Here is a 13,758-nt window from a genome sequence, read left to right as displayed (position 1 = left end):
ATCAGGTCGTCGTGTGAAGGGGGGGAACATGAAACTCGCACCAGCGTTCCTGTCGCGCGCGAGCTGGCACGTCGAAGAGGCAGTGCAACTCGAAGCCCTGGAGGGCCTGCTGCGACAGGTCTGGGCGGAGGGATGTCGGCCCTGGCCGGACATTCCCCTCTCCCAGGACGCCTTCGTTGCCTCCCTGGCTACACACACTCCCAGTCCGTCAGTCCGAACCGGCATCGCAGGGGTCTTCGCTCAGCTCACTCCCGGCGACCTCTACCTGGCCTGCGCCTGTGCCGAGGGCATCCCCGTGGCGCTGGCCGCGTTCGAGCGGCGCCACATCGCGAGCATCCCCGCGACGCTGGGGCACATGAAGCTGACGGAGGCCGTGCTCGATGACGTCCGGCAACAGGTGCGTGAACACCTGCTGGTGCGCACCGACAGGCCTCCGCGGATTTCGGAGTACTCCGGCCGCAGCCCGCTCGCCAACTGGCTGCGCGTCGTGTCCGTGCGCACCGCCCTCAGCCTTCTGCGCACGGCGCGCGAGGAGGACGCGACGGGCGACGAGGCCATCCTCGAGTCGCTGCCCGCCTCCGTGGGAGACCCTGAGACGGAGGCCATCCAGCGGCGCTACGAGGGCGAGTTCCGCCAGGCCATGGAGGACGCCTTCGCCGCCCTGTCCAGCAAGCCCCGGTACCTGCTGCGCCTCCACTTCGTGGACCGGCTGTCCACCACCAAGATTGGCGCCCTCTTCAACGTCAACCAATCCACCGCGTCCCGGTGGCTCCAGAGCGCCCAGCAGGACGTCCATGACGAGACGCGGCGCCTGTTGAAGGAACGCCTGGACCTCTCCTCCCAGGACTTCACCAGCGTCCTGCGCTCCGTGGAGAGCCAGCTCGACTTGAGCCTCAGCCGCATCCTCACGGAAGCCTGATGCGGTTTTCCACGATGCGCCGCCGCACAGCCACGCAACAACAATTCACTGTCCGTGAATTCTGATAAAGTTTGCATAGCTTGATTCCGGGTCGCGTCTTTAAGACGCAAGCACCCGGTCTGTGCCGGACAGCACACAGCATCGCCCTGGTGGAGCACGGCACCCGCCCCTGCCCCACCGCACCCATCACCCACCTACCGCCCAAGCGCGTTCGGCCCCACGGCCACGACGCCGGAGGCACATCCACACCTGCAGCACAGGAGGCCACATGTCGACAATCCAGACACGCCCCAGCCGCGCCACCGCCATGAGAAGCCAACTCCTGCCCTGGATGGGCATGCTCACGCTGGCGCTGGGCGGATGCAGCGACCCGATCGCCCAGGACGTCGGCACGCCGCCGCCGGCGAAGCTCATGAGCCGCGTGGCGCCCCTGAACGCGGCGCCGCCGGGCCTGGCCATCTCCGGTGAGTACATCGTGGTCTTCGAGTCGGAGGTGAACACGTCCGCCATCGACACCGCGGTGGCGGAGGTCGTCCAGGCGGGCGGCGCCAACGCGCTGATGCACCAGTACTCCATCGTGCCCGGGTTCTCCGCGAAGCTGGACGCCACGGAGCTCGCCAGGCTCCGCGCCAACCCGGCCGTCGCCTATATCGAAGAGAACGCGGCCGTCAGCATCAACACCACCTTCCCCAGCCCCGCGGACGGCACCGACCGCGTGGATCAGCGACTGGGCCGCGACGGCATCTACAACGACCACGGCCGCACCGGCTTCGGCGTGCACCTCTACGTCGTCGACACCGGCATCAACTCCACCCACACCGAGTTCACCGGCCGCATCGGCAACGGCTTCAGCGCCATCAACGATGGGCGCGGCGTGGAGGACTGCCACGGCCACGGCACGCACGTGAGCAGCACGGCCGCGGGCACCCAGTACGGCATGGCCAAGAAGGCCCGCATCCACCCCGTCCGCGTGCTGAACTGTGGCGGCGGCGGAACGTGGGAAGGCGTCATCGCCGGTGTGGACTTCGTCCGCGCCAACTGCGCCACCCAGAACGGCCCCTGCGTCGCCAACATGAGCCTGGGCGGCGGGGTGTCCCCCACCGTCAACGCCGCCGTCACCAACGCCATCAACGCGGGCGTGACCTTCGTCGTCGCCGCGGGCAATGAGTCCACGGACGCGTGCACCCGCTCTCCGGCGAGCACGCCCGGGGCCATCACCGTGGCCGCCACGGACGACAGTGATCGGCGCGCGTGGTTCTCCAACTTCGGCAATTGCGTGGACATCTTCGCGCCGGGCGTCACCATCCTCGGCGCCTGGATTGGGAGCACCACCGCCACCAACGTCATCGACGGCACGTCCATGGCCAGCCCCCACGTCGCGGGCGTCGCCGCGCAATACCTGACGGACCACCTCAACGCCCGCACCACCCAGGTGGAGGCCAACGTCAAGGGCTCCGCGAGCCTGGAGTGCGTCACGGACACGCGCGGCTCCCCGAACACCTTCCTCTTCAGCGACCTGAACCAGGGCAACTACACCTGCAGCAACACGGTCGCCAGCTGCAGGGGCCTGTGCGGTGGCCCCGGCTACGGCTGCTTCTGCGAGGAGAGCTGCGTCCAGTACGGCGACTGCTGCCCGGACTACGCCGACGCCTGCCAGTGACCTGATGCCGTCCCGTCTCTCGCGTCCCTACCCCATCGTCTGAAGCAAGGAGGATGCAACATGATGCGCATGCGTCGTTATCTGGTGCTCGCGGGCACCGGCTTGAGCCTGCTGTCCGGCTGCACGTCGAATCCCCAGGAGTCCACGCCGGAGTTCCACGGCCGCAACCAGCAGGGCCTGGGTGAGCCGGGCCGGCTGAGCCGGGCCGAGTGGACCACCTACCTCTCCGACCAGAAGTACCTGCACTCCATCGCGAAGCCGGACGTGCGGATCCGCCTGAACCTGGCGGACCCGGCGCAGCACCGCTTCGCCCTGTCCCGCCTCAAGCTCGCGGGCAAGACGCCGGAGAACTCGCCCTACCTGTTCAAGGCCCTGGAGCAGCGGCGCCAGGACCAGGTGGCCCGTGGCTACGCGCCCGGCCTGCTGCCCCCGGAGGCCAACAGCCTGGTGGGGACCGCGGACCGCCAGGAGATGCACCTCATCGAGGAGGCCAGCACGGGTGAGACGACCGCGGTGGCCAATGACGGCCTGGGCACCGCCAGCTCCACCTTCCCGGGCGGCGCCGTCTACACCTACGTCGACACCAGCTACTCGGACTCCAGCGGCAACGCGCTGGGCGACCTGGCGTGGCGCGAGGAGTTCGACGGTGGCTACAACGTCACCATCAACGCCACGGGCAACCTGGCGCTGACGACCCTCAAGCGCTACCGCGTGTCCTCCTACAAGGTCGAGGAGGCCGCTGGCCAGCCCGTCACGGACTCGTACATCTTCACGGAGATGGGCGTCGAAGGCGGCCCTGTCGTCAACGAGGCGCCCCGCCTGGGCGGCCTCACGGTGCTCGCGCCGCTCGACGTCGCGTTCAACGACAACCTCATCTCCGTGTGCCTCAACCGCACCTGGACCCAGGACTGCGACTACGACCTGACGGGCAACCCGAGCTCCGTCAAGCTGCCGCTGCAGGGCTCCATCTCCGTCACCAGCAGCCACGTCTTCGACGACGGGTTCATCACCCAGCTCAAGGCGGACCTGAACACGGGCGTGGCCCGCCCGGACGCCGGCCACCTCAAGCTCATCCTCACCAACACGGGCGGCGGCTGCGACGTCACCGACGGCAACACGCTCGTGGGCAAGATGAACCAGTTCTGGAACCGCGTCACCCTGAGCACGGACAAGAAGACCTTCTCCTGGGACCTCACGGGCACCAACGCCGCCTTCTTCGATGACGGCTGCCGCCAGATGCAGGACTCCGCGAAGCTGACCGCGCTCATCTCCCTGCCGCTCATCTCCGCGGGCACCCGGTACCGCTCCTCCATCACCCTGAGCAACGACCCGGCCGCCGTCCGCCCGGACTACGTCTTCAAGAAGATCACCGTCACCAACAGCTGCCTGGCCGAGGGCACCGAAATCGCCATGGCCGAAGGCAAGCCGGCCGCCATCGAGTCCCTGAAGGCCGGCGACCACGTCAGCAATCCCTACAACCCGTCGCTCACCATCATGGACACGGCCGTCGGCATCGAGACGACCCCCATGGTGCGCATCCACGACGAGGCGGGCCGCAGCCTGCTGATGACGGAGATGCACCCCATCCAGGCCGTGGCGCGCGGCATGGTGCAGGCCCGCGACCTGCGCACGGGGGACCTGGTGATGACCCGCACGGGACCCAGCAAGCTCACCGCGGTGACCCGCGAGGCGTTCACCGGCAAGGTCTACAACGTCAAGGTCGGCTCCAAGGCGGAGAAGGCCCTGCTCGGTGAAGACCAGACGGCGGTGTACGCCAACGGCTTCCTGGTGGGCGACGGGCAGATCCAGAAGAAGTACGAGGCCATCGCGCAGCAGCCCAAGACGGGCGACATGCTGGCCCGGCTCCCCAGCCGCTGGCACCGCGACTACCAGCTGTCGCTCCAGCGCAAGTAGCCCCAGCCCCCACGGCATGGCTGATGCGGCCACCCCACGGCTTTCGAGCGTGGGGTGGCCGTGCCGTTGCCGCCGTGGGGACGCCCTTCCCTTTTCGCGAAGCATCCACGCGTTCAACGTCACGGAGTGAACCCGATGCAGCCGTTCAAGACCTACCTGCTCCCGCTGTTCGTCGCCCTGGCGGCGTGCGGAGATCCTCCCGAGCCCGCCACTCCCGAGAAGCCCCTCCGGGTCTTGAGCGCGGAGGCCCTGGCCGAGCGCCAGCGCATCGCGAAAAAGGCCCTGGCGAAGCCAGGCACCGTCAAGGCCTCGCTCGCCACCATCGCGGAGGTCAACTCCGCGCTGGACCTGCCGGCGGGGGTGGTGGCGAGCGCGGCGCTCACGAGCCCCAATCCGCAGGCGAGCATGGTTGCGCCGTCGTACGGCAACATCACGCCGCGCAAGGGCAGCTCGCTGTTCATCATGAGCACGGGCAACATCAACGTCGCCAACCTGCCGGAGCCGGGCACGGACTACCCGCCCGAGGGCGTCGAGGGCGACAAGGTCCTCTACCGCGTCACGCTCAACGTGCCGGCCAGCAGCAACCGGGTGACCTTCGACTTCCGGTTCCTCAGCGCCGAGTCCCCCGAGTATGTCGGGACGCAGTACAACGACACGTTCACCGCGCGCGTCATCGACGGGTTGGGCACGCGCACCGTCGCGGACTCGTCGGTGAACAGCGCGCAGTTCTTCGACGTCTCCTCCACTCGCGCGGCGGGCACCGGCTACGACACGCTGTTCTCGGACGACCCGTCCGGCGTGGACTTCTTCCCGGCCACCTACCCGCCTGAAATCATGCTGTTCCCCGATGCGGGCATCACCGACTTCCGCACCGTCAACTTCGAGGTCCTGCGCGGCGGGCAGGTCACCATCGAGTTCGAGATCAGCGACCTGGGTGACGGCGTCCTGGACTCCGCGGTGGTCATCGACAACATCACCTTCTCCAGCATGGAGGTGGTCAACCCGAACCCGACCCTCATCCACTCGTATACGGGCGCCGTGGTGACGGACGTCACGCAGTTGTCGGCGCCGTCGTCCGCGGCGATTCCCCCGGTCCAGGGCGTGGCCGCGGACGGCGTGACGCAGGTCCTGGTGCGAGCGAAGATGCCCTCCGCCGGGTCCATGACCTTCTCGCTCAGCGGGACCAGCCCGGCCAACGGCGGCCTGGGCGCGGTCGGGACCTCCACCCGGGCGGCCTCCGTCACCGTCCCCACCGTTCCCGTGGGCGGCGTGCACTACGCGTTCGCGCTCTACACCAGCCCCCCGGACTTCAACAGCGGGGGCTTCGAGAACGCCACCTCACGGCCCGTGACGCTCTCCGGCCTCTTCACACCCGCGTCGGGGGCGAGCTACACGTCGACGGTCGAGCTCTCCATCGTCCGGCCGCCGCTGGTGCTCGTCCACGACCTCTGGTCCTCGTGCTCCGCCTGGCAGGGGACGGATGGCATCGCCGCGAGCACCCTCTTCCAGACGACGTGCGCGGACTACTCCTCGACGAACTCGGCCAGCCTGACCCTGGAGGCCAACGAGCTCGCGGTCCCCAACGCCATCTATTCGGCGCTGACCAAGATGCGTCAGGGCCAGAACGCCGTCACCCAGGTGGACGTCGTCGCCCACGGCGCGGGCGGCCTGCTGACCCGCAAGTACGTCGACTCGGCCAACTACCGGAGCGTCGCGACCTTCAAGGAGGGTGACATCAACCGGCTCATCAGCCTGAACACGCCCCATGAGGGGACGCGCATGGCCACCGAGCTCGTCCGCATGCGCGACGACCTCAAGGCCAATCTCCCCGCCACCTGGGATGTGGTGCGGGACGCCATCGCGATTCCCCACAAGATCGTGCTCGACGCCCCCGGGGGCGCGGCCATTGACGACCTCAAGGTGGGCAGCGCGCTCATCAACGACATCCGGCAGACGGACGTCCCCACGCACTTCATCACCGGCCAGGGTGCACAGCCCCTGCCTCGGACCCCCACGCTGGGCCTCCTCCCGGACGGCATCAAGGTCCTCTACCAGCAGACGGAGACCCACCACCCGTTCTCCCGCGGCCTGCCCACGATGGATCGGCAGAAGCTCATCCTGGGTCCCAACAGCACGCTGTTCTGCAACGACCCTCACGACATCTTCGCCGGGACCGCGGAACAACTGGGAGGCACGGCGGCGGGCAGCCAGGCCATCAGCTCCTTCAACGTGGTGGGGACCCTCCGGAATACGGAGCACTTCAAGGTCCAGATCAACGCGGCCCATCGGGACCGGATCCTCCAGTTGCTCAACAGCCCGGTCAGCGGACCGAGCTTCGTCGCCTCCATTCCCAGGCCCAGCACCGTTCCCCCGGTGAACAGCTGCGCGGGCTTCACCGCGCTGCCAACCCCGCAGCGCGCCCGCGAGGCCGTCGCCACCGCCGCCACGGGCACCGTGGTCATCACGTCGCCCCAGCCCGGCACCGCGGTATCGCCGGGCGGCACCGTGACGGTGAGCGTCGCCGGAGCGGGGGGCTTCCAGCCAGAGACCGTCCTCATCGTGAGCGAGGGCGCGGCCTCCATCCTCGAGTCGGGGCCATTCACGACCCCGTTCCAGGTTCCGGCGCAGGCGCTCGGCGCGTTGGAAATCGTCGCGTTCGGCATCGACAGCCAGGGCCGGATGGTGCGCTCCGCCACCATCCCCTTGACCGTCAGCAGCTCCGCCCAGCTGAGCTCCATCCAGATCCTCAACGGGGACGCCGCCCTGAGAGGCCCTGGTGCGAAGCTGAAGCTGGTGGCGAACGGCAAGTACACGGACGGCGTGGTGAGGGACATCTCCTCGCCCTCGCGCGGCACGCTCTACTCGGTCTCCAACACGGGCATCGCCACCATCACCGCTGACGGAACGCTGACGGGCGTCTCCAAGGGCATGGCCACCGTCATGATCCGCAACGGCACGGTGCTCACCAGCATCACCGTCACGGTGGGGGACGAAAGCTCCGCGTCCTGCATCCCGATCCGGCTGGGCGAGTACAACCTCTTCGTGCTGGAGGACTACCAGCAGGGCAACGAGGTCCAGGGCAAGCTGGCCGCGGGCCGCAACATCTCCCTCCAGAACTTCTCCGTGGGCGAGAAGCTGCCCGCGAATGACCTCGCCAACACCCTGGTCGCGGGAGGAAGCCTCTCCCTGGCCAATGGCTACGTCTGGGGTGAAGCCCGGTACGGCGGGAAGCTCATCCAGGAGCCCAACGTCTACTACCCCCGTGGGAACGTAGCCCGGGCGACGCCCATCAACTTCACCAACCAGGGCAATGCCCTGAAGGCGCTCTCCGCTGAGTTGGGCGCCCTGCCCTCCAACGGCACCGTCACGCGCGAGTCCTGGGGTGGCGTCACGCTCACCGGCACGGACAAGAAGGTGAATGTCTTCGAGCTCAAGGCCTCGTACTTCACCGGTGCCACGCTGCTGTCCATCAACGCTCCCGCCAACAGCCTGGCCGTCATCAACGTCCGGGGTACGTCCGCGACCTTCATCAACTTCGGCCACGCCTTCAGCGGAGGCATCGACGAGCACGGCGTCCTCTTCAACCTGCCGGATGCCACCAGCCTCACTGCCTCTGACTATGGCTTCTACGGCACGGTTCTTGCCCCGAATGCCAACGTCAACTTCTCCGGCGGGAGCTGGGTGGGCGGAATCTACGCACGCTCACTGAAAGGCAATGCCGTCGGACAGCTCAGCCGGCTGCGGGACACCGACATCTGCAATTGATGGCAGGATTCACGCGTCCGCGAGAAACCGCGACAGTGGGGGCCAAGGTGCTCAAAAATCTGAGGAGCAGCCGTACAGCCGCGGGAGGGATGTTGCTCGCCTTCTGGATGGGCTGCGCGGCGGAAGCCCCCGCTGACAATGCCCCCGGCCTGGGAACCCAGGCCGGGGACGTCACGAACGCATCACAGCCCCTCACCGTCGTCGCCAGGGACGAGGAGCGCGGCGTCCCGACGTTGGCGTGGGCACCGCCGGGACAGCCTGCCTCCCGCATGGGGCAGCAGACGCCCGAAGCCGCCGCGCGGCGCTACCTGGAGCAGCACGCGGCCCTGTACCGGCTGTCTCCGGCCGCGCTGCAGGCCGCCTTCGTGCACCGGGTCCACGACACGGGCCGTGGCGGCATCATCGTGGCCTTCCGCCAGCGCGTGGGCGGCATCGACGTGGTCCGCAACGAGCTGAAGGTGCTGATGGCGCGCGACCTGTCGCTCGTCGCCGTCACCGGCAGCCTGCATGACGGCGTGGAGGGTGCACGGGCGACAGCCCTGAGCCCCTTCCGGACGTCCGCGTCCCAGGCGGTGGCCACCGCGCTGGGTGACCTCTACGGCATCACGCTGGATGACAAGGCCGTGGTCGCTCAGGCGGGGGCCACGACGTCGGGCCGTCAGCGGTTCGACCTCGCCCCCGGCCGGAGCACGAAGCGCGCGGGCGTGTCATTGGTCGTCCCCGCCGAGGTCCGGCAGGTGTACTTCCCCCAGGCGGACCGGCTCGTGCCCGCATGGGCCGTGGACGTGCTCACGGAGCGCACCGGGCAGGAAGGCCGGCGCGGCTTCGAATACCTGGTGGATGCCGACCAGGGTGGCACGCTCCAGCGCGGCAATCGCATCTTCCATGACAGCTATTCCTACCGCGTCTGGGCGGACGCGGACGGGACGCCCCGGGATGGACCCCTGCGGGACTTCACGCCGCATCCCACGGGCATTCCCGACGCGACGTTCGAGCCGGCCTTCGAGTCCCCGCGAAACATCACCGTGGATGGACGCGTCCATGCGGGCGGAGTGGATTCCTGGCTGCCTCCGGGCGCGACCACCAGCTCCGGCAACAACGTGTCCGCCTACGCGGACCACTTCAACCCGGATGGCTATACCGAGGGCTCCGATACCTGGGCCTTCGTGAACCCAGCCACCCGTGACTTCCATTACGACTACGAGCCCACGCTGGGGCCCCTGGCTCGCCCGTCGCAGACGCAGGCCGCCATCACCAGCCTCTTCTACACGACCAACTGGCTGCACGATTACTTCTACGCCTCTGGCTTCACGGAAGCCGCGGGCAATGCCCAACAGAGGAATCATGGCCGGGGTGGCCTGGAGGGGGACGCGCTGCTCGCCGAGGCCCAGAACCAGGGGCCCAATCCCCAGTCCCGCAACAACGTCGCCATCTACGTTCCGGACGACGGTCAGGCCCCCCGCCTGGAGATGTACCTCTTCACGATGCCCGAGACCCGGTCGTTCCAGGTCGCGGGGACGGACTACGCCACGGGCAAGGCCAACTTCGGCCCACGCACCTTCCAGCTGGATTCGCTCCGGCTCGTCGTGGCCCAGAGCGGTTCCGCGTCGGTGACCACCGCCTGCCAGGCGCTGACGAATGATGTCTCGGGCGCCATCGTCCTGGCCGACCGGGGTGGCAACTGTTCCTACGAGCTCAAGGCGGTGAATGCCCAGGCCGCGGGCGCGGCAGGGCTCATCGTCCTCAACAACACCGCGGGCTCCGCTCCACCCGACATGTCCGAGTCGGATCCGGCGCTCGACCCCACCCTTCCGCTGCTGTCCGTTTCGTATGAGACGGGGCAGACCTTGAAGGGCCTGCTTGCCAGCGGGACGGTGACCGGAACGGCGATCCGCGCGTCCGGCCCCGAACGGGACGGGACCATCGACAACACCCTGGTGTCGCACGAGTGGGGGCACCTGCTCCACCAGCGGCTGGTGGATTGCAACCTGCCCGTGTGCTTCGCGCAGAGCGAGGGCTGGGGGGACTTCATCGCGCTCCACCTGATGGTCCGGGAGGATGACGGCTTCGGCTACAACGGCACGTATGGAATTGGGGGATATGCCGCATATGTCTTTGGCGACAGCCCCTACTACGGCGTCCGCCGGGCCCCCTACTCCCGTGACCCCACGAAGAACGCGCTCCGCCTGCGCCACCTCAGCGACGAGGAGCCCCTGCCCTGGGAGGCGCATCCGATCCGCGACAACGGCGAGTTCAACTCCGAGCGGCACAACGCGGGTGAGGTCTGGGCCTCGATGCTCTTCGATGGCTATCTGGCGCTGCTCGACGAGGCCCGCAAGCCGGGCTCGCGCTTCGCGTCCTTCGCGGAGGCGAAGCGGCGCATGGCGGACTACGTCGTCGCCGGGATGATGCTGGCGCCCGTGGACCCCACGCTCACGGAGCAGCGCGACGCCCTGCTCATGGCGGCTGGCAGCTGGAATCCCCAGGACCCGCGCGACATGCTCCTCCTGGCCGAGGCCTTCGCCCAGCGAGGCGCGGGAACCTGCGCCCGTTCCCCTCCACGCAGGTCCCTGAACTTCACGGAGGTCCACGAGGCCTATGCGGTCCAGGCGGACCTGCGTTTCGAGTTCGTGAAGGTGGACGATGCCCGCCGCACATGCGACTCGGTGCCGGATGGCGTCCTGGATGCCGGGGAGGCGGGTTCCCTTCACCTCAAGGTCACGAACCTGGGGCCCGTGGCCTCCGCGGGGACCACCGTGACCGTCGCGAGCAGCCGGCCCGGCGAGGTGACTCTCCCCACGGGTGAGCTGTCCGTGCCACTGGTGCCACCGTTCGGGTCCATCTCCATGGCCATCCCCATCGAGTTGGCCGCCTCACCCACGCTCCCCCGGGACCTGGAGCTGACGTTCACGCCAGGGGGCTCCCACTTCTGCCAGGCCCCCGTCCCGCTCCGGCACATCCTCAAGGTGGACCACGACGAAGAGGCTTCCACGACGGACACGTTCGAGAGCCCCTCGACGGCGTGGAGCACGGTGGTGCTGAAGGGGGCCGCGGACCAGTCGTGGCAGCGGGTGCTGGCCCCGGACAGCACGGTGGATGCGGCCAATCATGTCTGGTTCATCGCGGACGGCCCTGACGTCGCGGACACGGCGCTGGTGTCGCCCCGTCTCACGGTGTCGGACTCAGCGCCCTTCACGGTGACGTTCGACCACCGGCATCGCTTCGCCTTCGACGTGGACTCCTGGTCGGGCCTGAAGACCTTCTGGACGGGCGGCGTCATCGAGCTCACCCAGGATGGTGGCAAGACCTGGGGGGACGTGAGCCTGTATGTCGAACCGGGCTATGGGGGGAAGATCGACGCGACCACGAGCAACACCCTGGGCGGACGTCAGGCGTTCGTCGCGCAGAGCAGCCTCTGGCCCCAGATGAACGTGGGCACGAAGTTGGATTTCGGCTCGCGGTTCGCCGGGAAGACGGTCCAGCTGCGGTTCCGGTTCGGCTCACCCTGGTACGTGGAAGCCCATGGCTGGGAGGTGGACAACGTCGTGCTGTCGGGCGTGGTCGGCAAGCCCTTCAAGGCCGTCATCCCCAACGCGGGCACGTGTCAGCCGGACGCCAACGCCGGTGAGGATCAGCTCGTCGACAGTGGCGCGGCGGTCACGCTCCAGGGCTCGGGGCACTCGACCGCCTCGGGGACCGTGATGACGTACAAGTGGCGGCAACTCGATGGCCCGCCCGTGGTGCTGACGGGCGGAGACACCGCGTCCGCGTGGTTCCTGGCGCCCATCGTTTCGAGCGAAACGCCGATGCACTTCGAGCTGACCGTGAGCGTCGGTCCGCGGCTCTTTGACACGGACACGCTGGAGATCCGGGTCAAGCCCGAGGACGTGACGACGGATCCCGACCCGGATCCGGATCCGGATCCGAACGTGGGGGGCGGGGGCTGCGCCAGTGCCACCCCCACCTCCGAGCCCTCCACCGCCTGGGTGGGCTGGCTGGTCGGAATGCTCGCGGCCCGGCGCCTTGCCTTGCGCCGGGCCGGGCGTTGAGGCGGTGCGTGGCTCACGCCCTACCCCGCAACTTCAGATCCGCCAGTCACATCGGCCGTCCAGTCTGGAGGGCTGATGGCTTTCAATTCCTGGTTGTCACGCAGGTCGTACCGCCCCTTTGCGACGTTGAAGACCTCAAGTGGGTCCACGGTGGCTGCTGCCCACCGCGCCGACTCCTTTCTCTCCAAGGCCACCTCGTAGACGTATTCATCCCGGACGGCGCCGGTCCCCCGCGACCTTCGCTGTGTGTATGCAGCGACATGGATGGTTTGAAGGGTCGGGCCGGCACAAAACGCGGAGCGTCCAATCTGAAGTGCGAGCCCGCTCACCAGCGTCAAGTAGTCAGCGTTGCGGTCCTGCCGGGTTCGCCGCACCTCCTTGACCGTGCCGTTCGCGAGCGCCCTCGATTTGACTTCGGGAATGACGTCCTCAATCTCCGGAAGGTCGAGCAGGATATAGGCCCGGAGGCTGTCGTCGACACCGACGCGGGCCTGTGTCTCGAAAGGAAAGTCGAGTTCCTCAAGGCAGGTTGAAACAGCCTCTTCAACGGCTTCCACCTCGCCATCCAGGATACGCCGCGCGAATTCGATCCGTTCCCGCTCCTCCAGGGGCCAGTCCAGCAGAGCCTGTTGCTTCGCCGCAAAGGCCCTCTGCGCAGCCTGCCAATGCTTTGGCCAATGTTCCTCGAAGCGCTCGGAGCAGAAGCGCTGAATTTCTAGAGAGCGCTTGAGCCCAAAGGCGATCACGGGTCCCAGGCCCAGCGACAGGCCCAGGACCGCAGCGCCCGACCCCATCGCTTCCTGCAGCTGATTGTCCACGCCTTTGAAGATCAGGATGGCCAGGACCCCCAAGAGGATGAAACGCCCGCCGTCGCTCCGATCGCTCAGGACACGCCGTTGGATCTCCTCGCGGAATTGGCGTCGCTCCTGGGCCTCGTCAGGCGCCTGGGGGACGGGCCACGCGAAAGGCCGCTCATTCAAAGAGGCACGGTACTCAGCGTCCGTGGGAAGCGCGGGCATCTGGCGCCAGCAGTTGATGAGGTCCTCATGCTCCCGCGCCTCCTCCATGACCTCCTGCTCCGCCTGGGCCTTGAGCGTTTCACGTTCAGCCCTGCGTTGCCGCGCGGCCAACTCGCGTCCGGAGGGGGCCTGAGAACCTCGGGGGTTGGAGCTTCGCGAACTCGACGTCCAGGACATCCCTGTTCCTGGGATGCCAACGGTCGTACGAACCCCTTTCGAGGAGAAGTTGACCCGTGCCCCACGCCCTCCCACGCTCACAGAGGAACGTCCCAGGCCCACGTTGAGTCGGACACCAGGCAACAGCTTCACACTTCGGCGAAACCGAAATCCCATGCGCGCTCGCCTCCGGACGTCGATGCCATGCTTCATGGCATCAGCCCAAGGGGGAGTCACGCACGCCGCTCAGGAGCGCGGCAATACCTCGAAGGTTGT

6 protein-coding genes and 1 pseudogene are annotated in these 13,758 nt (G+C 68.0%); 5 read left to right on the top strand and 2 right to left on the bottom strand.

Annotated elements, in window-relative coordinates; all coding sequences use genetic code 11:
- Positions 1-28: 28 nt before the first annotated feature.
- The 5 genes from D7Y04_RS20035 (at position 29) to D7Y04_RS20015 (ending at position 12,307) form a co-directional block, all read left to right on the top strand.
- Positions 29-919, top strand: a complete 891-nt coding sequence (locus tag D7Y04_RS20035) for a sigma-70 family RNA polymerase sigma factor (RefSeq protein WP_120598157.1) — start codon at positions 29-31, stop codon at positions 917-919.
- Positions 920-1,187: 268 nt separating this feature from the next.
- Positions 1,188-2,579 (top strand): S8 family serine peptidase, encoded by a 1,392-nt coding sequence (locus D7Y04_RS20030; protein WP_120598158.1) that lies wholly within the window; start codon positions 1,188-1,190, stop codon positions 2,577-2,579.
- A 60-nt stretch (positions 2,580-2,639) separates the two neighbouring features.
- On the top strand, positions 2,640-4,493 hold the full coding sequence (locus D7Y04_RS20025; RefSeq protein ID WP_120598159.1) for a Hint domain-containing protein: 1,854 nt from the start codon (positions 2,640-2,642) through the stop codon (positions 4,491-4,493).
- A 135-nt stretch (positions 4,494-4,628) separates the two neighbouring features.
- On the top strand, positions 4,629-8,258 hold the full coding sequence (locus D7Y04_RS20020) for a choice-of-anchor A family protein (RefSeq protein WP_121760360.1): 3,630 nt from the start codon (positions 4,629-4,631) through the stop codon (positions 8,256-8,258).
- A gap of 89 nt (positions 8,259-8,347) precedes the next feature.
- Complete coding sequence (locus D7Y04_RS20015) at positions 8,348-12,307, top strand: M36 family metallopeptidase (protein WP_158627559.1); 3,960 nt, start codon at positions 8,348-8,350, stop codon at positions 12,305-12,307.
- 20 nt (positions 12,308-12,327) lie between these two features.
- Here the strand turns inward: D7Y04_RS20015 and D7Y04_RS20010 are convergent, their stop codons facing one another.
- Positions 12,328-13,503 carry a hypothetical protein gene (locus D7Y04_RS20010; RefSeq protein WP_233601512.1) on the bottom strand — a complete coding sequence of 392 codons (1,176 nt, stop codon included), beginning with the start codon at positions 13,501-13,503 and terminating at the stop codon, positions 12,328-12,330.
- Positions 13,504-13,659: pseudogene (locus tag D7Y04_RS46815) on the bottom strand (DUF4236 domain-containing protein); the annotation flags it as partial.
- Between the last annotated feature and the right edge of the window lie 99 nt (positions 13,660-13,758).

The organism is Corallococcus sp. AB038B, from assembly GCF_003668955.1.
Taxonomy (GTDB): Bacteria; Myxococcota; Myxococcia; order Myxococcales; family Myxococcaceae; genus Corallococcus; species Corallococcus exiguus.
This window is presented reverse-complemented; position numbering and strand designations above follow the sequence as displayed.